Origin of the sequence: Dyella sp. M7H15-1 (assembly GCF_004114615.1) — a bacterium.
Lineage (GTDB): Bacteria > Pseudomonadota > Gammaproteobacteria > Xanthomonadales > Rhodanobacteraceae > Dyella_B.
On the sequence record NZ_CP035300.1, the window covers coordinates 2,097,352 to 2,120,597 of the forward strand.

Here is a 23,246-nt window from a genome sequence, read left to right on the forward strand (position 1 = left end):
TCGCTTCAGACACATTATTGCAACCACAAGTGCTTGCATAGAAAGAGTTATTTAATAAATGAACCCCGCAATTTCAACTGGACTTACTGGCACTTATCAGGTAGCGCAAGCACTGGCATCAAAAGAGCCGGCTCCATCGACAAATAGTGAACCCCAAGGATTGAAGGCTCTCTCGGATCCAAAAATATTCGCATTGGATGCCCATGACATAGACCGTCGTAATTCGGTCATGGAAACATGTCGATCCCTAACAAATCATTCAGATGCCCCGCATCGTATATGTGAGATAAATATTGTTAAGGCACATGACAATCTAAGTCTAGAATTCAGCGACGATCCGTCGACAAAACCAATAGCTACCCTAACCGATATTCAGGCCGACTTTAAGAACGACGCCCATGCGAAAGCGCAGATCGTTGATCTGGCAGAAAACGTATTGCAGCAGTCAGGTCAACTTCAATATCTCAATGATAATATCGATTCCTTCACAAAAGAAGGATTCCATCCGGTTATAACCATCGATTATTATGGCGATAGAAAAACCGACGTAAATACAATAGGCTTCCATAGAGATTCCACGGATTCGACGCTTTTTGTGGATTTGATATATAATACTAACCACCCCATTGATGGTCCTGAATATTTAAAAAGCGGAACGTTGGATCAAGACTATTTCAAAGAATTTGTCCAACCCAATATGCCGACCACCGCATTAGAGCACATCAACGCGGAAAGCATTGAGCATGATGGCGCGAATCAAAAAATTAAGTTGTGCCGAATTCCAGCAGACGGAGTGGTCGGCTTCACTGATGCACTTGTTTTTCATTCAACACCCCAAGAAGCGAGTCGAGCCGTTCTTAAAGAAGATCTCTTCGGTCATTTGAACAATGATTCAGGCAACAATTCCGATATTAATGAATATGCATTCAAACACGCATATCGTTTAGAAAACCCTGGATCAATTAAAGGTGAAGAATTAGAAAATCTTGAAGAATACGTGGAAAATATTTCTCCATGGAATAAGAGAAATTTCGATGAAATTTCAGAAACATTCAGGCCTATTGCAAAGCTTATACTAAACTCGCGTGACGGTGATAAGATATATAAAATTGACGTACAAGAAGCCATGATCGAACATGGTTTTGGTGTGGAAGCTGCTCAAGACTACGCAGATACACTTTATCACAGGACCCTTCGTCAAAACCCACTAGATGAAGTAGCGCTAATCAATTGTGGAAACACCTGTCATTCGCGATTGACCTCTACATCTTTTCCGCTCCCCGGAAAAATGGAAAGAGAGAAGAGTCTTGAGCGCACTGGTGCTCAGGGACGCAACCAAGCGCCATTAAATAACGGTGCACAACCCAGAGAATTTTTACGTCTTTGGGTACAGTTCAAAAAGAGTGATCCTACGTAAAGCGCAAGCACATTCAATGCATCAACGCCCCACGATACGGCGCCAACAACGCTGGATCATCAAACAGACCCGCTGGCAACAGATAGCGCGGATCTCGCCCTTCCGCCAGCAATTCGCGAATGCGCGTCGCGGAAACCTCCAGCGGCGTCACCATCAATTCGATCACGCGTCCCGCAGGCTGCCCACGAATCACGTTCAAGTCTTCGGTACGGCGCGGTGCCACAGTACGCTCCAATTCCACTGGCATGCACGCATCAACGCCTGGCCGGTTAATCATACCGATATGTGTCACATCAAAAAGATCTCGCCAGCGATGCCAACTGCGCAATCCGGCGAAAGCATCGGCGCCAAGCAGCAGCACCAGCGGACGATCACCCAACTCCCGGCGAAATTCGTACAACGTGTCGATGGTGTAGGAAGGCCCGTGGCGATTGAGCTCGCGCGTATCCAGCGTCAGGCGTGACTGCCCGCACAATGCCGCCCGCAGCATCCCGACGCGTTGTTCCGCACTCGCCGTAGGAGGGGAGCGGTGCGGCGGCACGCTGGCCGGCATCAAGCGCACCTCGGCATCAAGCAGTTCAGCCGCTTCCCAGGCAACGCTGAGGTGACCGATGTGGATCGGATCAAACGTGCCGCCAAAAATCGCGAGCGGTTTCATGCAGACGCGTCCTGCTTTTTACGCCCTCGCCCCTACGGGGCGAGGGTTGGGGTGAGGGACTGGGGTTCGCCTTAAACGGTAACCAAGGCCGCAGTGCTGCTGAAAAGCACGCATTATTACGACATCTCGCAAAATTGCCCCCTCACCCCAACCCTCTCCCCAAAGGGGAGAGGGAGAAAAACGGGGGTTGCGTGCTTTCATGTCAGCACCTGCGCTGCCCGTGCCTCGGCCATCGCCGCGATCAAGCGCTGCGCTTCCAGCCACGCATCGCCCGCCTCACGCCCTTTGGCAATGCGGTCGATGCGCGCGGCGCGCGCCAGGCATTGCATCCAGTGTTCGCGTGGCGCTCGGCGAAGCGCCTTGCGAAAAAGCTGCTCGCGTGCCGGCCACAAACGTTCCGCGCGCGCTTGCGCGGCGAAGTCGTGGGCGTTGGCCAGACGCAAGGCGAGCTGAAGCTGGTTGACCAACCAGCCCATCAACGCAATCAGTTCATCACCTTCGGCGCGCAAGCCATCGAGGATGCGCAAGGCGCGTGCGCCGTCGCCACCCAAGGCGGCATCGGAGAGTTTGAAGGCATCGTAACGGGCGCTGTCCGCAACCAGATGCTCCATCTCGTCGGCATTGATTTTGTCCTGCCCGTGCAATATCGCCAGCTTGTCGATTTCCTGCGCGGCGGCAAGCAGGTTGCCTTCCACGCGCTCGGCCAGCAGCGACACCGCCTCGGGTACGGCAGTCAGTCCGCGCGAAGCAAGGCGTGCGCCGATCCACGCTCGCCATTCGTTGGGGCGCGGTGCATTGAACACCACCATGCTGCCAGTGCTGTCTACCTGTTTGGTCCACGCGCCTTCATGCTTGTTGCTCCATTCCGCCGCGGTAATCAGCAAAGTGACATCGGGTGGCGGGTTGGCGCAGAACGCGGTGATCGCCTTGGCGCCTTCGGTGCCAGGGCGACCGGAGGGAAGACGCAAATCAAGCAGGCGCCGGGTAGCGAACAAGGACATGCTGACGGCAGAACGCGCCAGTTCGTCCCAATCAAAATGCGCACTCACGTCCAGCACATCGCGCTCGGTGTAGCCAAGCTTGCGTGCTTGCGCACGCAAGGCGTCGGCGGCCTCCAGTACCAATAATTCCTCACCGGCGAGCAAGTACACGGGACCCAAACTGTTGCTAGCCAGGACCTTTTGCCACTGCGCGTGGTTAAGTGGCATACGGTTTATTGATTATCCGCAGGTGTGGTGTTGTATTGCGTCGGCTCCTGCGTGGTACTGCCCGTTGCCGGCAGAGGACCGGCAGCCTTTGCCGCAGCCTCTTCACCGTGCTTGGCAACGGCTTGCAGGCGGAACAGCAACGCCTGCACGGCGTCGTCGACCAGACTGCCCTGAATCTGCTCCATCTGCGACTGCGTGCCGACCGGCTGGCTGGCGTCGTAGCTGTATTCACGCTGGAAGTCCATGGTCTCCATCGGCACGATCGTGTCGCCCTTCGCATCCGAGGCAGTAAACGCCACGTGGTAGCGCACCGCGAATTCAGTCACCTGCGCAATGCCGTTCACAGTCAGGCTTTGCACGTTGAAGTTTTGTGCCGGGACATGAAGTTCGGCAATGCCAGGGCCCGATTTGTCTTCCACCACCACATTCGAAGCCAACAGGGCACGCGCCAGCTTGCGCTGAAAGTCGCCGCCACCACCGACCGTAAGGTGCACGCGCTCCATGCCTTTGGGCAAGGCGGCACTACCGCGCAAGTGGAACCCGCAGGCGGTGAGTGCGAACACGGACAGCAGCGAAACGATTTTCAGCGTGCGGTTCATGAAGTCATCCTGCAACGATGTTGACGATCTTGCCGGGTACTACGATCACCTTGCGCACGGTCTGCCCTTCCAGAAAAGCCGCCACATGGGGATTGGCGCGCGCCAAGGCTTCGGCTTCTTCTTTCGAGGCACCGGCAGGCACGTCGATGGTACCGCGCAGCTTGCCATTGACCTGAACGGCTAGGGTCAGCGAATCGCGCACCCGCGCAGCTTGGTCCACCTTCGGCCATGACTGGTCATCCAGCACGCATTGCGGATGGCCCAGCGCCTGCCACAGGGCATGGCTGACGTGCGGCACCACCGGGTTGAGCAGCAACACCATGGTTTCCAGCACTTCGTGGCGCACGGCACGCCCCTGGTCGCTTTGGTCAGTGAACTTGCCGACGGCATTGAGTAGTTCCATCAACGAGGCGATCGCCGTGTTGAACGCGTGGCGGCGACCGAAGTCGTCACTGACCTTCTGGATGGTTTCGTGCAGCTGGCGACGAAGGGCTTTCTGACCGGCGTCGAGCGCAGCGGGATCGACTTCCGGATGATTCAGTTGCCTGACGTGCGTGAGCACTTCGCGCCAAAAGCGACGCAGGAAGCGCGCCATGCCTTCCATGCCGGCTTCGCTCCATTCCAGCGATTGCTCCGGCGGTGCGGCGAACATGGAGAACAGGCGTACGGTATCGGCGCCGAATTTTTCCACCATGATCCGCGGATCGACGCCGTTGTTCTTGGACTTGGACATCTTTTCGGTGCCGCCGATCCGCACCGGTTTGCCGTCCGCCTTCAGCACTGCGCCGGTCACACGCGCCTTTTCGTCACGATGGATTTCGACGTCGGCGGGATTGATCCAATCCTTCGAACCATCGGCGTTTTCGCGATAGAACGTCTCGGCAATCACCATGCCCTGGCACAGCAGATGGGTGGCCGGCTCATCCGATTTCACCAGTCCCGCATCGCGCATCAGCTTGTGATAGAAGCGGAAGTACAACAGGTGCAGGATCGCGTGTTCAATGCCGCCAATGTACTGATCCACCGGCAGCCAGTCGTTGGCGCGCTCGTCCACCTGGCCGTTAGCACCCGGGCTGGTGTAGCGCGCGTAGTACCAGCTCGACTCCATGAAGGTGTCGAAGGTATCCGTTTCGCGCTCAGCGGCACCGCCACATTGCGGACAGGTGGTCTTGCGCCATGCGGGATCGGCCTTGATCGGCGATTGCACGCCTGAGAACGCAACGTCTTCCGGTAGCACCACTGGCAGTTGCTCTTCCGGCACCGGCATCGCCTCGCACTTGGGGCAATAGATCACCGGAATCGGGCAGCCCCAGTAGCGCTGGCGACTTACGCCCCAGTCGCGCAGACGCCAATTAACGCGGCGCAGACCCTTGTCCTCGGCTTCCAGTTTCTTGGCGAGGAAAGCGAAAGCTTCGCGATAGTCCTTGCCATCGAGATCGCCTGAGTTGACCACGCGCATGTCGGCACGGGTCTTATCGGCATACCAATCTTTCCAATGCTGCGGATCGTAGTCGGCGTCAACGCCTTCGACCGCGATCACCTGCCTGATCGGCAAGTTGTATTTGTGGGCGAACTCGAAATCGCGTTCGTCGTGACCGGGCACGGCCATGACCGCGCCGGTGCCGTAGCCCATCAGCACAAAGTTGGCGACCCACACCGGCACCTTGTCGCCGGTGACCGGATGGATGGCGAACAGGCCGGTGGGCATGCCACGCTTTTCCTGGGTTTCCAGCTCGGCTTCGGACACACCGCCGTGCTTCAGTTCATCCAGAAACGTAGCCAGTTGTGGATTGTTTTGTGCAGCCTTCAGTGCCAACGGATGCTCGCCGGCGATCGACACGAAAGTCACGCCCATCAGCGTGTCCGGGCGCGTGGTGAACACGGTCAGCGGCTCGACTTCCGTCTCTGCTGCAAGATGTTCCACCGCAAAATGGATTTCCAGACCTTCGCTGCGACCGATCCAGTTGCGCTGCATGGTCTTGACCGCATCCGGCCAGCCGGGCAGCGTGTCCAAACCATCGAGCAATTCCTGCGCGTAATCGGTGATCTTGAGGAACCACTGTGGGATCTCGCGCTTTTCCACTAGCGCACCGGAGCGCCAGCCGCGGCCATCGATCACCTGCTCGTTGGCCAGCACGGTCTGGTCGATCGGATCCCAATTCACCACCGCATTCTTGCGGTAGGCCAGGCCCTTTCTCATCAACCGCGTGAACATCAACTGTTCCCAGCGGTAGTATTCCGGACGGCAAGTGGCGAATTCACGCGACCAGTCGATGGCATAACCCAGCGACTTGAACTGGTCACGCATGTGGTCGATGTTCTTGTAGGTCCACTTGGACGGTGCGGTGTTGTTCTTGATCGCAGCGTTTTCCGCCGGCAGACCGAAGGCGTCCCACCCCATCGGCTGCAGTACGTTCTTGCCGTTCATACGCTGGAAGCGGCTGATCACATCGCCGATGGTGTAATTGCGCACATGGCCCATGTGCAGCGCGCCGGACGGGTACGGCAACATGGTCAAGCAGTAGTATTTAGGACGGGAGGGATCTTCCTTCACTTCGTACGCGCGCTGCACAGTCCAATATTGCTGGGCAGCAGACTCCACCGCCTGCGGGTGGTAATCGTTGGGGGAACCCTGGTCTTGATTGTCCTGCATGATCCGGCGCCGTTGTGCGTTTTCGCCAGCGCAAGGCGTCTATCGCCCTGTGCTACGTTGAACGCGGCAGACTAGCAGAAATGTGTTATCAGGGCGCGCGCTCACCATCAAGGACAGACCGCCGAGCCGCCAGCCGCCCATGCCGGTGCAACGGCCGCGATTTGCCCAGCCAAGTCGGACAGGGCCTGCTGATGGGCGGCAACCAATCCATCGTAACCCTGCCCGGGAGTTTCGCTGATACGGCTACTGCAAGTGAGTACGGCATTGCCTTTCAGCAGGCGGATCGACCAGGTCGCGTCGATCAATGCGTAGTTGCCCGGGGAAGATTCAAAACGGTGTAGCTCGACTTTGATGCGCAGCACCGGCTTGCCGCCCACCGGTAAGCCGCTGCCGATGTCCCGCGCATCCAAGCGATGCGACAAATCGATGGACAGCGCGCCGCGCACCTCGTCAGCTAGCGGCCCGATCCAGCGCTCGCCATCCAACAAAGCCACGGCCTGGCCACCTTGCCGCACCACCAACTGCGGCACATCCACCTGCGCGGGAATACCCACCGGCAGCAGTTCGAACTGGAAGCTGGCCGGTGGCACTACCGCATCGGCCTGCGTGTTGTCCGGTGCAGGGACCAGCGTGTAGTAGTGCACCGGCGCCGATGCGCAAGCCGACAACACTGCCGCACCAAACACCACCAGCAGGTGTCGCATACGAGTCATGGCTTGCTCCCTTGCTGCGGCTTGGTGGTGGAGGAACCGGTGTCCGCCGCGGGTGGTGCGTCTGCACTGCGCCCACGGATCAGCGAACTGGGATGCGTACCCAGGTAATCGGTCAGCGTGCGTAGTGAACGGGCCATGCGTTGCAACTCCTGCAGCGTGCTGCCGAGGTTCTGTTGCAAGGGTGAATCGGGCGAGAACGCGTTGTTGGCCGTACCGAGGGTCTGGTTGGCCCCCTTCAGCGTGTCCTGAAACTGCGGCAATACTTGGTTGTTGACCTGGTTGAGTGTCTTGTTGAGCGAGACTAGGGTCTGGTTGAGGTTGTTGCCGATGCTGTCAAACGGGATCTTCCGGATCTTGTCCACGATCTCCGCTAACTGCTCCTGCAACTTGTCGAAATTACCTGGTGCGGTGGGAATTTCCAGTGGACGCACACTCGGATCGTAGGTGGCCTTGGGCGCGTTCTTCAGGAAATCCAGCGAAATGAAGAGCTGGCCGGTCAGCAGATTGCCAACCTTCGCCTGCGCGCGCAGGCCATGCGCCACCAGCGTACCTATCAGATGGGACATGTCGTCGTCGTCACCCTGCGAACGGGCTTGCGCCATCAGTTTCTGATGCGCCCGACCAAGGCGATCCGGATACACCACCGCCCCTACGTAGATCGGAAAGTGCCCGGTCTTTTCGTCGTAATCCATGCGGATCGACACCACGCTGCCGATGTTCATGCCGAGGAACTCCACCGGCGCATCCACGGCCAGGCCACGTAGCGGCTGGTCGAAACGCATGCGGATGTAATGCGGCTCGCCATCCGGCGGCGCCATCGCATGGGCCTGCGTGTCGAATAGCGTGAAGACCGCATCTTGCGGCGCAACTTCCGCAGTAGGATGGGGCCCCGGCGCATCCAGGAAGGCCACGCCACCGGCCAACACGGTGGCCAGTGATTGGGTATTGAGCTTCAGACCATCCGCACCCAGCGACACATCCACGCCGCTAGCATTCCAGAAGCGCGAGTCGGTGGTTACGAATTTGTCGTAAGGACGCTCTACGAAGACTTGCAGGGTCACACCTTTACCGTCGTCATTGAGTTTGTAAGAGGCCACGCGTCCCACTTGCAGGCGGCGAAAATAGACCGGCGAGCCGATATCCAGCGAGCCCAAATCGCCGCTATGCAAAATGAAGCTCTTGCCTTCCGCATCGTGCGTGACGGAGGGCGGCGTCTCCAGACCAGCGAAATCCGTCTGTTTCTGCTTGGAGTTGCCTACGTCCACACCGATAAAGGAACCTGACAGCAGGGTATCGATGCCGGATACACCACCCAGCCCGATGCGCGGGCGGACCACCCAAAAGCGCGAATCGGCGACGGCGATGCCAGCCGCTGTCTTATCCAAATCCACGTTCACCACCACCTTGCGGCGATCGGAATTCAGGCGAATGGTGCTGACTTTGCCGATCACTACGTTCTTGTACTTCACCACTGTCTTGCCAGGGTCCAGCCCTTCGGCCGTCTGGAAGGTGATGGCGATGGTCGGCCCCTGCTGCATCCATGCATGGATGACTAGCGACAGGCCCACCAAGGCCGCCACGATCGGCACTAGCCAGATCAGCGACGCATTGACGCGGCGATGCCGTATCACCGGCTCCGGTAGGCCATCGCTCATGGGGGTCTTGCTTTCGTCAGTCATCTTCGTCCTTGCCATCCCAAATAAGGCGTGGATCAAAATTCATCGAGGCCAGCATGGTGAGTACAACGGTAAGACCGAAATACACGACTCCGGGCAACGGCTCCACCGCGCTGAAGAAACCAAACTGCACCAGGGCCGTGAGCAGCGATACCACGAACACATCCAGCATCGACCAGTAGCCGATGAACTCGACCAGACGATAAAGCCTGGCTCGCTGCGCACGAGCCCAATGGCTGCCGCGGTGCACGCTGAGCAACAAGGTGCCCATCACCAGAAATTTCATCATCGGCACCACGATACTGGCGGTGAAGACGATCACCGCAAGATCCGGCGATCCTTTCACCCATAGCTCCATCACGCCACTGAGGATGGTGTTGTCATCGACACTCCCCAGACTTACCGTGCGCATGATCGGCAACACATTGGCCGGAATGTACAGGATGAAGGCAGCAATCAGCAGCGCCCAGGTGCGTGCGCAGCTATCGGGCTTGCGCCGGTGCAGCGAGGCGCCACACCTGGGACAGGCCGCATCCGGAACCTGCGTGTCACGGCAGACCAGTCCGCATACGTGACAGCCGATCAGGCCTAACTCATGCGCACGCGGCATGGCGTTCATGGCGCGTCTTCCGGAATCTTGTCCCACAACTGGCGCACATCGATGCCGGAAAAGATGGTGATCAGGATGGCCAGTACCGCATAGGCAAACACACCGGCATCCGGCGTCACATCGAAATAGAGCTGCGCCTTGACAATGGATACCAGCACACCGAGCACAAACACCTCGCTCATGGTCCACGGCTGGATGTAGTGCAATACCACCATCACCTGTCTGAACCCGGGCGCCCGGCGCCCCCATCGCGCATAAATGAGCAGCCAACCCAGCGCCAGCATCTTGCACAGGGGGAAAAAAAACAGCGTGCCGGCCGCCAGCACCGCCACCACCTGCGAGTGCTCGCGCCACATCATCATGATGATGCCCCACAATCTGGCGTGAATCTGCTCGCCATTGAAACCCAGCGTAATGATGGGCCAGACGTTGGCCTGCACGAACACCACCATGACGGTGGCGACCAAGGCCAGCATCGCGTCAAGGCTCAGCCGCTGATGCCACTCCAGCACCGCATGGCAACGCGCACAACGGGCCACATCGCCACGCACCAGCGGGCGCCGGCGATGCACTGTGTCGCAATGCTCGCAAACCAGCAGCGACGAGGTGAGTGCCGGCTGGATTTGCCCGTTACTGGAAGAAGGCAGGGTCATGCCGGTAATTCTCGCAAATCCGAGGCAACCGTGGCGCACTTGATATGCTCCGCGCAGCCCCGACCTGTGTGGGAATCATCTTGAGGAGCCATTTGTGAACGCCGCTGTCGCCGCCTCGCCTGTTTTCGACGTGACCCCGGACAATTTTGAAGCCGATGTGCTGCAAGGCTCGCTCAAAACCCCGGTGCTGGTGGACTTCTGGGCCACGTGGTGCGGCCCCTGCAAATCCCTCGGCCCGTTGCTGGAAAAGCTGACCACTGAATACAACGGCGCCTTCCGCCTGGCCAAGGTCGATGTCGACAAGAACCAGGAACTGGCGGGCATGTTCGGTATCCGCAGCATTCCCACGGTGATGCTGGTGAAGGACGGGCAGATTGTCGACGGTTTCGCCGGTGCCCTGCCGGAAGGGCCGTTGCGCGAATTCCTATCCCGTCACGTGCAGCCAGTCGATCGCGATGTGGATGAAGCACCCGAAGATATCGCGCCGGAATCGCCGGAGCAGGCCATCCACCGTTTGCAACAAGAACTAGCGACTGACCCGAGCCGCCCTGAACTGAAGCTCGACCTGGCGGTTGCCCTGGCGCAGGCGGGTCACGCTTCCGCCGCGGAAATCGAACTCAACGCCCTGCCCGCCAACCTCGCGACCGACTCCCGCGTGGTTCGACTGCGCAGCCAGCTCGATTTGGTGCGTTCGCTAGAAGGCCAGCCTTCGCTCAAGATCTTGCAGCAGCGCGTGCATGCCAATCCGCAGGATTGGGAAGCACACGATCTGCTGGGCGTACGTCTGCTGCTAGGCAACGACCCCACCGCGGGCCTCGAACACTGGTTGCTGTTGCTGGAAAAAGCGCGCGACTGGAACGAGGGGCAGGCGAAAAAGCGTTTGTTGGCCGCGTTCAATACGCTTGACGATGCCGAACTGGTTGGCCGCTATCGTCGCCGGATGGCCTCGCTGTTGTTCTGATCATGGTTGGACCACTGAACATAAGTCGTGCAAGGCTGGAATTCTTTTTCGAACGGTCGCCGTGGTACAGCCTGCACGGGCAGGCACAGGGGCCTGCCCCTACGACCCGTCATGCGGGCACCACCTCAAACGGCCGCATCATTTCATTCGCCTCGTGTTCCAACAGGTGGCAATGCCACACATACTTGCCCACGTAACCGTCGAAGCGCACGATGATGCGTGTGATCATTCCCGGCCACGCCTGCGCCACATCTTTCCATCCCGCCTCTTCCGGCCCTGGCGGCTGCGCCGGACCGGTGTAGCGAATGGTTTTCGATTCCAGCCATTCGCCCTGATCGAACGGCCGGCGATCCAGAATCTGGAAACGCACCAGATGCAGATGGATCGGATGCGTATCGTCGGTGAGGTTGATAAAGCTCCAGGTTTCGGTGCTACCCAACACCGGCTTTTCGGTGACGGGTTCGTGCCAACGCTTGCCGTTGAGCAACATCATCATGGGTTCGGCGACGCAGTCGTCATATTCGTCCAGCGTCATCAAGCGCTGGTGGGTTGCCACGGATTCGGGCATGCGCGGCACGTCGCGTAGTACGGCCGGCACAACACTGGCGTCGCGCACACGACTGCTGCCGACGCGAAACTGCATGATCGGCAGCGCGTCGTTGATTAGCTCGACCTGTTGCCCGGCCATGGAAGAAAAATCGATCACCAGATCGACGCGTTCGGCCGGCGCCACCAGCGTGCTTTTCTGCGTCACCGGCGCAGCAAGCAGTCCCTGGTCGCTGCCAATCTGCTGGAACGGCCGGCCACCCGCCAGTTTCAAATGGAAGAAGCGCGCGTTGGCGGCATTGAGCACGCGGAAGCGATAACGGCGCGGCTCGACATCGAGATACGGCAGCAGCGTACCGTTGATCAGCATGGCATCGCCGAACACTTCCGACACCCATGGCGCTTGACTGTTGCCGGATACGGGGTAGTAAAGTTGCGCATCTCTGGTGAGCAGGCGATCGCTTAGCGTCAACGGAATCTCGTATTCGCCATGGGGCAGGCCCAGCGATTGCTCGTGATCGTCACGCAGGATCAAGTTACCGAACATACCTGCATAGATATTCAGGCGATTGATGCCCATTGCGTGATCGTGATACCAAAGCGCGGCCGCATCCTGCTTGTTCGGATAGGTGTGCAGGCGCGACTGGCCTGGCACATACCAGTCGTCCGGATAACCATCGCTTTCCGTTTGCACGCGTGCACCATGCACGTGCACAATGGCGCGCACTTCGGGCTGGTCTTTCTCGGCGCCATGGATGTTATGGTCGATGGGCAGGAAATGTCTGGTCGGCAACGCGTTGCGCCACTCGATGCGCATAGGCTTGCCACTTAGCGCCTCGATCGTCGGCCCCGGCATGCTGCCGCCGTAGGTCCACACACGTGTCGACGGCAAATCGCGATGCAGGCGCTGCTCCGTTTCCTTCATGTCGACGCGTACCCGCTTGCCCTGATCGGCTCGCAACACCGGCGGCAAGGGCAAGCGATCCACAAACGGTTTCAGCTTGGTGGGATCGAGCAGCAACGGCACCTTGGCCTCGTCCGCCACCCTGTGCTTGCACAAGGCGCCGCCACCCATCTTCGGCCTCGACATGGACGGCATGTCGTGCGCCGGCATGCACATCGGCCAGGCGCTTGCACCCAAGCCGAGCATGGACCATTTCAGAAAATCGCGACGGGAAGAAGACACGATGGATTTGTCTCTCAATCAGTTGGGGACAACCGGCTCGCCCGTCTGCTCATTCAGGAACAGGCGGCGATTGACCGGGAACGGCAGGTTGAAATCGAACATGCCATTGATCGAGCCGGACACGGCATCGAAGGAACCGCCGCCTAGGCGCTGGCGATCCAGCCAGTTGTCTTCGATGAAGCGGGTGATCGAGGTTTGATCGGTCAGTGTGTGGTCGACGTAGTTATGCCGTGCCCACGGCGAGATCACCAGCAACGGCAAGCGCGGACCGAAGCCGCAGCGGCCTTGCACAGGCTGGCCGTTGCTGTTCACGCCCGGCAGCGTACCGTGACCATTGCAGATGCCCGAACCGTTCAATGCGTCCTGGCTGGTCTGCGAGGCATTAGCATGCGGGGCAGCCTGATGGTCGTACCAGCCGTCGGAGTCGTCATACGCGATCACCACGGCGGTATCGCGCCACTCCGGTTGCTTCTGCAGGAAGTTGATCACGGTGGTGACGAAGGTCTGTTCATCGAGCGGATCGGAATAACCCGCATGACCATCCTGATAGCCCGGCGCCTTCAGGAAGCTCACCGCTGGCATGTTGTGCGCCTGCACCGCCGCGTAGAAGTCGTTGATGTCGTACTGGTGGTTGGCCACATCACCGTGGTGACCGATCATCGCCACCGACGTCGGACGCACGTGGTTCGGGTTGGCGGTGCTGGTGTAGTACTGGAACGGCTGGTGATGCGGAATGTAGTCCGCCTTCACCGTTTGCGTCACGGTCGACAGCGTGCTGCGCTTGCAACCAGTCGTGTTGTTGGCATTGACCGTACTCAGATCGAAGCCACCTTCGAAGAAGCCCCAGGTGATGCCCTTGGCGTTGAGCAGGTCACCGATGTTCTTGCCACTGAAGTGCACCCGAGCGCCGCTGGAGGTGGAGCACACGTCATCGGTCGGGTCCGCATCGCTCAGCAGCGTATAGCCACCCTGGCCATCCGCCACGATATCGCCACCGGCGGCAATCTGGTCGACTACACCGTTGGTCTGACCAGAGATCAGATTGATCGCCCCCGGCGTGGACGGGCCAAACGTGCTGCCATAACTGTTGTCATTCAGCGCGAAATGCTGCGCATAGTTCCAATAGGCGGTAACGGTGTTGCCGTCGTAATAACCCATCACCTGGCCATTGCCTTCTTCGTCCATGGGAGCACCCGGCAGGGTCTCGCCCGAACCGGTGTATTCCGGAAACAGGTCCATCGCGCCGTTATCGAAAGCCTGCTGTTCCGGCTGGTAATCATGATCCTGGTCGGCTGTCGCGGCCTGCGTGCGATCCAGGCGGAACGGATTGATCGCGCCCGTGCCATTGCCCGTGTTGGAAGCGTTCGAGTTGTTGCTTAGCAGTTGCGACGTCAGCCCGTTGACTCTGGGCGTGAACGGCGCGGGGTAGAAGGCCGGCTCGCCCGGCAGGTTCTGGGCGTACGGGTAGGTGCCAAAGTAATGATCGAAGGAAACGTTTTCCTGGAAGATCACCACCAGATGCTTGATCGGGGTGGCAGCGCGCACATAGCCATCGTGATGGAAATCGGCGGAATCGGGCCCCTGAGCAGAGGATGCAACAGACAGCGTAAGCAAACTTGCGGCAAGACAGACAGCAAGACGAGTGCGCATGGCAGTCTCCGGTGACGGTCGATGGGCACGCTCCCCTAAGCGTGATAACCCGCGAACATACGCAGCTCGAATGACAGCCTTGTAACAACCAGAAGACGAACATGCCTTCCGATGTAACGCCCGCCGCCAAAGCGCATCAAACGCAAAGGCTTGCTGCCGACACAAACACCTCATCAGTGCCAACCCCATGAAGACGTTGGCACAGCCCTACATCCACCCCTGACCTTTGACACTATGTCCTTCCATGACCTTTGACCTAGCGTGGAGGGTCATGGCCGGAATCGGGGAGTGTCCACAAGAACGGCCAGCATGACCGGAAGCCACTCGCGGGCGATCCACTAAACACACAAGAGGGATATCCATGACCTACAAGCATTTGAAGCCGCTATTGCTCGCCGCGAGCGTCACGTTCGCCCTGGCCGCGTGCGGCAAGCAGGAACAGACGCCAGCACCAGCCCCGGCACCTGCCGCCAGCGCACCGGCTGCCGCCACCACAGCCAGTGCTGTCGCCAAGCCGACCAGCATTTTCGACGTGAGCGAACTGGACAGCAGCATCAATGCCTGTCAAGACTTCAATGGCTTCGTGAATGCCAAGTGGATCGCCGCCAACCCGATTCCGAATGACCGCACGAGCTGGGGCGCCTTCAACGAACTGGCCGAGAAAAGCCTGAACATTCAGCACGACATCGCCGAAGCGGCCGCCAAGGACGCCGCGCAGGCCAAGCCGGGTTCGATCGAGCAGAAGATCGGTTGGTTGTACCAAGCTGGCATGGATCAGGACACCATCAACAAGCTTGGTTACGACCCGATTAAACCGAAGCTGGATCAGATCGCCGCGCTGAAGACGCCGGCCGACATCGCCAAGTTCATCACCGACCGCTTCGCCGATGGCGATCAGCAAGTGTTCCAGTTCGGCTCCGGCGCCGATTTCAAGGATGCCAAGCTGCAGATCGGCTTTGCCAACCAGAACGGCCTGGGCCTGCCCACACGCGACTACTACACCGATCCCAAGCAGGCGGGACTGCGCGACGCGTACAAGGCCTATATCGCCAAGTCGCTGGAATTGGCCGGCGTGGCCGAGGCCGATGCAAAGCAGCAGGCCGACGAGGTGCTGGCCTTCGAAACCCAGCTCGCCAAGGCTTCGCTCTCGCCCACCGAGATGCGCGACCTGGACAACCAGTATCACTTCATCACCGTCGACGCCGCCGACAAGATCACTCCACACTTCCATTGGCAGGAATTCTTCAAGGCGCAAGGCCTGACCATCGACAAGGGCTTCTCGCTGTCGCAGCCGAAGTTCTTCGCCGAATTCGACAAGCTGCTGGCCACCGCGCCGATCTCGCAGTGGCAGGCCTACCTGCGCTTCCACGCGATTGACGACGCCTCGCCCTACCTCAGCACCGTCTTCCAGGACAATCACTTCGATTTCTACGGCAAGACGCTCTCTGGCCAGCCGGAACAGAAGCCGCTGTGGAAGCGCGTGCTGGGCGCCGTGAACGGATCAATGGGCGAAGCGCTGGGTCAGCTCTACGTCGCCAAGGAATTCACGCCTGACGCGAAGGAGCATGCGCAGGAACTCGTCACGAATGTGCGTGAGGCATTGAAGAACCGCATCGCGCATCTGGACTGGATGAGCGAGGAGACCAAGCAGAAGGCCATCGACAAGTGGAACAAGTTCCTGCCCAAGATCGGCTATCCCGACCATTGGCGTAGCTGGGATGGCCTGGACATCAAGCAAGGTGACTACTACGGCGACGTGCTGGCTGCCGCCAAGTTTAACTACCAGTACGACATCGACCATATCGGCAAGCCGACCGACCGCACCGAATGGGGCATGACCCCGCAGACGGTTAACGCCTATTACGACCCGAGCACCAACACGATCAACTTCCCGGCCGCGATCCTTCAGCCACCGTTCTTCTATGCCAATGGCGATGACGCGATCAACTACGGCGGCATCGGTGCGGTGATCGGCCACGAATCCAGCCACGGCTTCGACGACCAGGGCGCGCAGTTCGACGGTGACGGCAACAAGGCCGACTGGTGGAGCGCGAAAGACAAGGCGCAGTTCAAGGACCGTACCGGCAAGCTGGTCGCGCAGTTCAACACCTATGCACCGCTGAAGGACAAGCCGGACTTGCACGTCAACGGCCAACTCACCCTAGGCGAAAACATCGCCGACCTCGGCGGCCTGAACGTGGCTTACGACGCACTGCAGGAAGCACTGAAGAAGAACCCGACCGAAGCGCAGGAGAAGATCGACGGCTACACCCAGGATCAGCGCTACTTCCTGAGTTGGGCCCGCGTGTGGCGCAACAACATCCGCGAGAAGCAGGCCGAGCTGTACCTCAACATCGACCCGCACGCTCCCGCCAAGCTGCGCGCGATCGGTGCGCCGTCGAACATGACAGCCTTCGCCGAAGCGTTCCAGTGTAAAGCCGGCGATCCGATGGTTCGCGACGACGACAAGCAGGTGAAGATTTGGTAATCGATCGACACATCGCAACTTGAAAGCGTTGCGACATACAAAACCTAAAGGCCCAGCATGCCCATGCTGGGCCTTTCTTTTGCGAGGCGTATCGCAAATTCCCCACGCGAAAAGCTGCCCATCCGCTTCACAACCTCGTAACAAGATGTGATAATAAAAACGATTCGCATTTACTGAACTCGAAATAGGGGCAGCAAGCGGGATTGAGGCGCCGCCGCGGAGCACCGCTCCAGCAGCGCACTTAAGCAAGCCAACCACCTGTTCGGTATCACTTTTTCCTTTTGCTGACTTGGTTACCATGCCCGCTAACTTCCGCATCTCTCCCCTGCACGCCGCCCTGCTGGTTGCCCTGACCCTTCCCGCCGCCGCGCATGCGCAATCCGTCACTTCCGTCGATACCTCCAGCACCCCGCAAGCCACGCAAAACACAAACTCCCAGAACACCCTCAAAAAGCCCCAAACCCTGGGCTCGGTGCACGTCACCGGCAGCATCGTCAGCAACGACTATGACACCGACACGTCCACCGTCGGCGCGAAGATGCCGACGTCACTGCGCGACATTCCGCAGTCCGTCGTGGTGGTGAACCGCGATCTGCTCGATGCACAGGGTGCTACCTCGCTGCAGGATGCGCTACACAACGTGCCCGGCATCACCATCGGCGGTGCGGAAGGTGGCCAGATCGGCAACAACATCAACCTGCGCGGCTTTACGGCGCGCACCGATATCTATCTGGATGGCTTCCGCGATCCGGGCCAGTACTACCGCGATGTGTTCGACCTGAATGCTGTCGAAGTGCTCAAGGGCCCGTCGTCCATGTTGTTCGGTCGTGGCTCCACGGGCGGCGTGATCAATCAGGTCACCAAAGAGCCGGAGCTGAAGTCCTTCGGTCAAGTGACCGCCACCGCCGGCAGCAGCGATCGCTATCGCGCTACGGCCGATTTCAACCAGCCACTTTCCGACACCGCTGCCGTACGCGTGAATATCTACGGTCAGGACATGCACACTACACGCGATGTGCAAAAAAACCAGGATGCTGGCATCGCCCCTTCGGTGCGCTTGGGTATCGGCACGCCCACGCAGATCACGCTATCGGCCTTGATCCAGCGCAACCACGACATGCCTGATTACGGTTTGCCGCCTATTAACGGCCGGCCGGCCGACGTGAGCTACAAGAACTGGTACGGCCTTACCGACGATCGCACCAACCAGAGCGTCAACGAATTCAACGGCCGCCTGGAGCATGCCTTCTCGGACAACGTGAAGCTGCGCACGCAGTTGATGTACAGCCACTACACCACCGATGCGCGCGAAACTGCTGCAAACAGTGTGGTGACCACCACCGGAGTGATACTCAACAAGACCCTGGGCAATCCCACCCCCCTGCCGCTGCAGGATCTGTATGTGCAGCTCGCCAGTCACGATCGCGTGATCCACGACAAGATCCTCGACAGCCAGACTGACCTCTCCACCCAGTTCGACACCGGCAGCCTGCAACACACGCTGATCACCGGCGTGGAATTGGCGCGCGAAACCTACAACAACCAGGGCTACACGCGTAACGGCCTGCCCTTGCTCTCACTGTTGAATCCGGTGCAGGAGTCGACACCTTCCAACGTCACCACCACGCTGGGCAATTACGCCCAATCCGTGGCTAAAACGGCAGCGATCTACGCCAACGATACGATCAAGTTCAACGATCAATGGATGGTCGTAGCCGGCGTGCGTCGCGATGAATTCGATGCACATATCCGCAACACCATCTCCCTGCCCGGCTACGCACAACAAACGGTGTACTTCACCAGCGTGCGCGGCGGCCTGATCTATCAGCCGGATGAAAAGCAGTCGTACTACGTGTCGTATGGCACGTCATTCGATCCCTCATTGGAACAACTCACTCTGACCAACGGCACACAGAATCTGCAGCCCGAGAAAAACCGTTCCTACGAAATCGGCGGCAAGTGGAACCTGATGGACGACGCGCTGGCCATCAACGCTGCGCTCTACCATCTTGAGCAGACCAACGCTCGCACGCAGACATCCTCCGGCGAATACACACTGGACGGCAACATCCGTGTGCGCGGCGCGGAGTTTGGCATGGTCGGCCACCTGACCAAAAACTGGCAAATCTTCTCCGGCTACAGCTATATGGATGGCAAGATCGTGAAAGCGCTGGACGGCACGCAGGGCAACATACCCGCCAATACCCCACGCAACACCTTCACCACCTGGACCACCTACACCTTCGCCGAACACTGGGAAGCCGGCGGCGGCCCCACCTACATGTCGCAACGGTATGCCGCGAATACCAACAAGGTGAGCGTAGGTGGCTATACCCGCTGGGATGCCACCGTGGCCTACCATCAACCCAGCTACGACATCCGCCTCAATGTGCTCAACCTGACCAACAAGCGTTACTTCGACGCCTTGATCCCGTCCGATGGCGGCCGTTCGGTGCCGGGTATCGGACGCACGGAAATGGTCACGTTTACCTATAAGTTCTAAAGTTGCTCCACCGTCGCCCCGGCACAGGCCGGGGCCCAGCGTCTTTTTTCATAAAGACGCAGAGCCTTGCACGATGACGCCTGAAAACCATGTGAGACCTTTGCATGCTGGTGCACACACCCTCTCTGCTCAATAGCGAACAAGTCGCGCATTTCCATCGGCAACTCAACACCGACAACGCGCCATGGGTAGATGGCCGTGTCACCGCAGGCCATCAGGGCATCCATGTCAAACAGAACCAGCAGATCGCCGAAGGCTCGGCCCTGGCGATCGAGCTGGGCAACATCGTGCTCGCCGCGCTGGAACGACATCCGCTGTTTATCAGCGCAGCGTTGCCGAACCACGTCTACCCACCGATGTTCAACCGCTACCAGGGTGGCATGCATTTTGGCAGCCACATCGACGGCTCCATCCGTTTGCTTCCCAGCACCGGTCAGAAAATTCGCACCGATCTCTCTGCCACCCTCTTCCTCGCAACGCCCGACAGCTACGACGGCGGTGAGCTGCTGGTGGAAGACACCTACGGCACCCAAAGCGTCAAGCTCCCCGCCGGCGATATGATCCTCTACCCCGCCAGTAGCCTGCATCGCGTGAACCCCGTCACACGCGGCACCCGCCTCGCCTGCTTCTTCTGGGTGCAAAGCATGGTGCGCGACGACGGGCAACGCACATTGTTGTTCGATCTGGACAATGCCATTCAACGACTGACAACAACGAATGCCGATGAGGCTTCGCGGGTGAAGCTCATGGGTTGCTATCACAACCTTTTGCGGATGTGGTCGGACGTTTGAGCGTCCCTCCATATTTTGACGACAAGTGGCGCGAATCTGCCGATAGGCGGTCGTTCCATCAAGGCATTCTCCTACAAGATAATTAGCCCGTCATCCGAGGGAATGCGTGGGTGAATGGGCGTGTTCCGGAGTATCGCCGGCGCAAAGCTGACCCGGATGAATAGAGGGGTTCCGGACACCGTCCGGCAGTGCGGTCAGTTGCTATTTTCAGGCACGACAGGGGCAATCCATGAAACCGATGCATGTGCATCGCAGGCAGACGAAGGGATTCACGGTGGTGGAACTGGTGGTGGTGATTGCCATCATCGCCATCATTACGGTCTTTGGCATTCCCTCTTACAAGAGTGTCATCACCCAAAACCGCATGGCGGGCGAGATCAACGATCTGGCTACTGACGTCGAGTTGGCGCGTTCTGCCGCGGTCAAGCAAGGCTTGACAGTGACCATCTGCCCATCGACCGATCCTACGGTCAGTCCTTCCGGTACAACACCGTCGTGCACCGCCAATACCGAGTGGAACACTGGATGGATCGTGTTTACCGACGTCAGCGGTAATCAAACTTTCAATACCAATACAGGCGACGTGCTGCTGCACGCCCACGGCCCTTTCACCGGTACCGACACACTGGTTTCTACCTCGACAAAGGTGACGTTGCAATTCGTTACCTTCAACCGCATGGGCGGCACGGGCAGCTTTAGTACATCGCCCACGGATGCCAACACCGGCACGCTGACCTTGCATGACGCCACCAACAACGTGAACTGGCGCCGCTGTGTGCAGTTGTCCGAAGCGGGCACCATCACCGTGAATTCACCGCAAAACAGCACCCAGAGTCAGTGCCCATGATTAAGGCAACGCTGAATAAGTATCACCGCCGTCACCAGCCCTGTCTGTCCGCATCCCTTCGGTCCGCCGTCTCGATAGACAGCCAGTCTACCTTCGCCGTCGGCCCTATGGCCTGCGAACAGACAGGGCTGGTGACGGCGGTGATACTTATTCAGCGTTGCCTTAATCTTGCCTCTCATCGGACGCGCGGCTTCACCTTGTTGGAAGTGCTGGTCGCACTAGTGATTCTTTCCATCGGCCTGCTTGGCTTGGCAGCGATGCAGGCTTCTGCGTTATCCAGTACGCACGGCTCGCAATTGGAATCGATGGTGGCGATTCAGGCGCGCAGCCTGGCCGATGCGATGAGCGCCAATCCCGACTATTGGGCCAACACCTCGCCGACGTTTACCGTTACCGGCACAGGAAGCGCCTCCGACTCATCCAGCGGCCTGACCTTTACGGGCAGCCCGCCTACCTACTCGGGAAGTTGTTTCAACACCATTTGCCCAACCTCTGCCGACGTAGCGGGCTACGACGTGCAGCTATGGGCAAACCAATTGCTGCTGCAGGTGCCGGGCTCCAAGGCCAGTATCGTCTGTTCGGCAAGCGCCCCAGTGGGTTGCAGCATCACGATCACCTGGACAGAGAAGTCGGCCGCCGCCGTCAACCAGGGCACCACCAATGCATCGGCTACCACAAACATGTCCTACACGCTGGTGAACCAGATCTGAGCCATGAACATGCATCGTCACAACCAGCGCGGCTTGAGTCTTATTTCATTGATGATCGCACTGCTCATCGGCAGCTTCCTGCTTGCCGGCCTGTTCGACGTCTGGTTCCAGACACGCACGACGTTCAAGACGCAAAATCAGATGTCACAAGTGCAGGACAACCAGCGCATGGCACTGATCGTCCTGGCTAACGCGGTGCAAACGGCGGGGTATTACCCATTGTCAGCGAACTATGGCACCAACCCACCCACTCCGCTCTATACCCAGCAGAACGTCTTCAACGCCAGCTCGCCCTTCACCGTCGCAGGGCAAGCCGTTTACGGTACCCATTCGAGCACAACCCCGACCAACGATACGCTGCAAGTGCGTTTCATGGCCGATACCGCCGCCAACGCAGGCAATACATTGGACTGCATGGGCCAGGTTGATACGGCGCAGACAGTGGTCACCGAAACCTTCGCGATCACCAACAGCAACTTGACTTGCCAGCTCAGCACCCAGACCTCACCCGCAACGATCATAAGCGGTGTCGAAGGCTTGGAGGTGTTCTACGGCGTCGCTACTAACCATGACAATTCGGTCACCGAGTACCTGACGGCCGATCAGGTAACGAGCCATGCCATGTGGGCCTATGTGCAATCGGTCAACCTGCAACTCACGTTCGTCAATCCGCTCTACGGCCAGTCCGGCGTACCCGGCCAGACATCGGCAACCCTGTTACCGATTAGCCGAATCGTTTTGTTGACGCAGAACGCCAAGTGATGGCAGTGCAGTGATACTCAAGAGAACGTCCATGACTACCGCATCTCCAACCCTAATTCGGAAAGAAGGCGGCTTCGTATTGATCGCGAGCCTGCTGATGCTGCTCGTAATGACCATACTGGCCGTGAGCATGTATCACAGCTTCAACGAGCAGGAAAACATCGCCTCCAATACCAAAGAAAAAGGCCGTGCCTTCCAGCTTGCCCAGAGCACACTGCAGTATGCGGAATACATCTTGGTACATAACTCGGCAAGCCTTGCTGCTCCGATCAACTGCCCGGCCAGCACGCCACTGACCACGCTTACGATCTGCTCGAACTCAGTCAACATTGCGAACCCCTCATCGTCCAGCAATCCCATGACGCTGAGCAACGGCATGGCGTACAGCAGCCTGGCTCCCGCGATCACCCTATCGACAACGGGCGGCAACAATACGTATTACGCCGACCCTCAGTTCTACCTTGAGTATCTGGGCCCAGCAGCGGGTGGTCTTGGCGGCCAGGTCTATCAGGTGACGGCACTCAGTTATGGCAGCACGCCCAATGCAGTGGCTGTGGTACAGAGCACTTACGAGCTGTCATCCAGCACCAAATGCCTGTCTTGCACGGAATAAAT

The 23,246-nt window shown here is 58.8% G+C and carries 19 protein-coding genes; 9 read left to right on the forward strand and 10 right to left on the reverse strand.

Annotated elements, in window-relative coordinates; all coding sequences use genetic code 11:
• Positions 1-58 precede the first annotated feature (58 nt).
• Entirely contained in the window at positions 59-1,417 is a 1,359-nt protein-coding gene (locus tag EO087_RS09815) for a hypothetical protein (RefSeq protein WP_128898708.1), read from the forward strand.
• A gap of 13 nt (positions 1,418-1,430) precedes the next feature.
• Here EO087_RS09815 and nadD read toward each other — a convergent pair whose 3' ends face one another.
• The 8 genes from nadD to EO087_RS09855 form a co-directional block, all read right to left on the reverse strand.
• Positions 1,431-2,075 (reverse strand): nicotinate-nucleotide adenylyltransferase, encoded by a 645-nt coding sequence (gene nadD, locus EO087_RS09820; RefSeq protein WP_128898709.1) that lies wholly within the window; start codon positions 2,073-2,075, stop codon positions 1,431-1,433.
• 197 nt (positions 2,076-2,272) lie between these two features.
• Positions 2,273-3,283: a DNA polymerase III subunit delta gene (gene holA, locus EO087_RS09825; RefSeq protein WP_128898710.1), complete on the reverse strand. Its 1,011-nt coding sequence runs from the start codon at positions 3,281-3,283 to the stop codon at positions 2,273-2,275.
• A 5-nt stretch (positions 3,284-3,288) separates the two neighbouring features.
• Positions 3,289-3,882, reverse strand: coding sequence for an LPS assembly lipoprotein LptE (lptE, locus tag EO087_RS09830; protein WP_128898711.1), 594 nt, complete (start codon positions 3,880-3,882; stop codon positions 3,289-3,291).
• 4 nt (positions 3,883-3,886) lie between these two features.
• Positions 3,887-6,535 carry a leucine--tRNA ligase gene (leuS, locus tag EO087_RS09835; RefSeq protein WP_128898712.1) on the reverse strand — a complete coding sequence of 883 codons (2,649 nt, stop codon included), beginning with the start codon at positions 6,533-6,535 and terminating at the stop codon, positions 3,887-3,889.
• A 107-nt stretch (positions 6,536-6,642) separates the two neighbouring features.
• Positions 6,643-7,248: a PqiC family protein gene (locus EO087_RS09840; protein ID WP_128898713.1), complete on the reverse strand. Its 606-nt coding sequence runs from the start codon at positions 7,246-7,248 to the stop codon at positions 6,643-6,645.
• The gene (locus EO087_RS09845) at positions 7,245-8,927 is read right to left on the reverse strand and encodes an MlaD family protein (protein WP_128898714.1); all 1,683 of its coding nucleotides are present in this window, start codon (positions 8,925-8,927) and stop codon (positions 7,245-7,247) included. The genes EO087_RS09840 and EO087_RS09845 overlap by 4 nt, the downstream gene beginning before the upstream one ends.
• Entirely contained in the window at positions 8,920-9,543 is a 624-nt protein-coding gene (locus tag EO087_RS09850) for a paraquat-inducible protein A (RefSeq protein WP_128898715.1), read from the reverse strand. The genes EO087_RS09845 and EO087_RS09850 overlap by 8 nt, the downstream gene beginning before the upstream one ends.
• The gene (locus tag EO087_RS09855; RefSeq protein ID WP_128898716.1) at positions 9,540-10,187 is read right to left on the reverse strand and encodes a paraquat-inducible protein A; all 648 of its coding nucleotides are present in this window, start codon (positions 10,185-10,187) and stop codon (positions 9,540-9,542) included. Before EO087_RS09855 ends, EO087_RS09850 begins: the two co-directional genes overlap by 4 nt.
• Positions 10,188-10,281: 94 nt before the next feature.
• Here EO087_RS09855 and trxA point away from each other — a divergent pair, with 94 nt between their 5' ends.
• Positions 10,282-11,148, forward strand: a complete 867-nt coding sequence (trxA, locus tag EO087_RS09860) for a thioredoxin (protein ID WP_128898717.1) — start codon at positions 10,282-10,284, stop codon at positions 11,146-11,148.
• A 109-nt stretch (positions 11,149-11,257) separates the two neighbouring features.
• Here the strand turns inward: trxA and EO087_RS09865 are convergent, their stop codons facing one another.
• Positions 11,258-12,880, reverse strand: a complete 1,623-nt coding sequence (locus tag EO087_RS09865; protein ID WP_240669015.1) for a multicopper oxidase — start codon at positions 12,878-12,880, stop codon at positions 11,258-11,260.
• Positions 12,881-12,898: 18 nt separating this feature from the next.
• Entirely contained in the window at positions 12,899-14,530 is a 1,632-nt protein-coding gene (locus EO087_RS09870) for an alkaline phosphatase family protein (RefSeq protein WP_128898718.1), read from the reverse strand.
• A 361-nt stretch (positions 14,531-14,891) separates the two neighbouring features.
• On the opposite strand from EO087_RS09870, the gene EO087_RS09875 reads away from it, so the two are divergent.
• The 7 genes from EO087_RS09875 (at position 14,892) to EO087_RS09905 (ending at position 23,244) form a co-directional block, all read left to right on the forward strand.
• Positions 14,892-17,018 carry a M13 family metallopeptidase gene (locus EO087_RS09875; protein WP_128898719.1) on the forward strand — a complete coding sequence of 709 codons (2,127 nt, stop codon included), beginning with the start codon at positions 14,892-14,894 and terminating at the stop codon, positions 17,016-17,018.
• A gap of 298 nt (positions 17,019-17,316) precedes the next feature.
• Entirely contained in the window at positions 17,317-19,521 is a 2,205-nt protein-coding gene (locus EO087_RS09880) for a TonB-dependent siderophore receptor (protein WP_128898720.1), read from the forward strand.
• Between the two features lie 104 nt (positions 19,522-19,625).
• Positions 19,626-20,312 (forward strand): Fe2+-dependent dioxygenase, encoded by a 687-nt coding sequence (locus EO087_RS09885; protein ID WP_128898721.1) that lies wholly within the window; start codon positions 19,626-19,628, stop codon positions 20,310-20,312.
• A gap of 229 nt (positions 20,313-20,541) precedes the next feature.
• Positions 20,542-21,159, forward strand: a complete 618-nt coding sequence (locus EO087_RS09890) for a GspH/FimT family pseudopilin (RefSeq protein ID WP_128899888.1) — start codon at positions 20,542-20,544, stop codon at positions 21,157-21,159.
• Positions 21,156-21,869, forward strand: coding sequence for a type IV pilus modification protein PilV (gene pilV, locus EO087_RS09895; RefSeq protein WP_128898722.1), 714 nt, complete (start codon positions 21,156-21,158; stop codon positions 21,867-21,869). Before EO087_RS09890 ends, pilV begins: the two co-directional genes overlap by 4 nt.
• A gap of 3 nt (positions 21,870-21,872) precedes the next feature.
• Positions 21,873-22,631 carry a PilW family protein gene (locus EO087_RS09900; RefSeq protein WP_128899889.1) on the forward strand — a complete coding sequence of 253 codons (759 nt, stop codon included), beginning with the start codon at positions 21,873-21,875 and terminating at the stop codon, positions 22,629-22,631.
• A 31-nt stretch (positions 22,632-22,662) separates the two neighbouring features.
• Positions 22,663-23,244, forward strand: a complete 582-nt coding sequence (locus tag EO087_RS09905) for a PilX N-terminal domain-containing pilus assembly protein (RefSeq protein WP_128898723.1) — start codon at positions 22,663-22,665, stop codon at positions 23,242-23,244.
• The last annotated feature ends 2 nt before the right edge of the window (positions 23,245-23,246 follow it).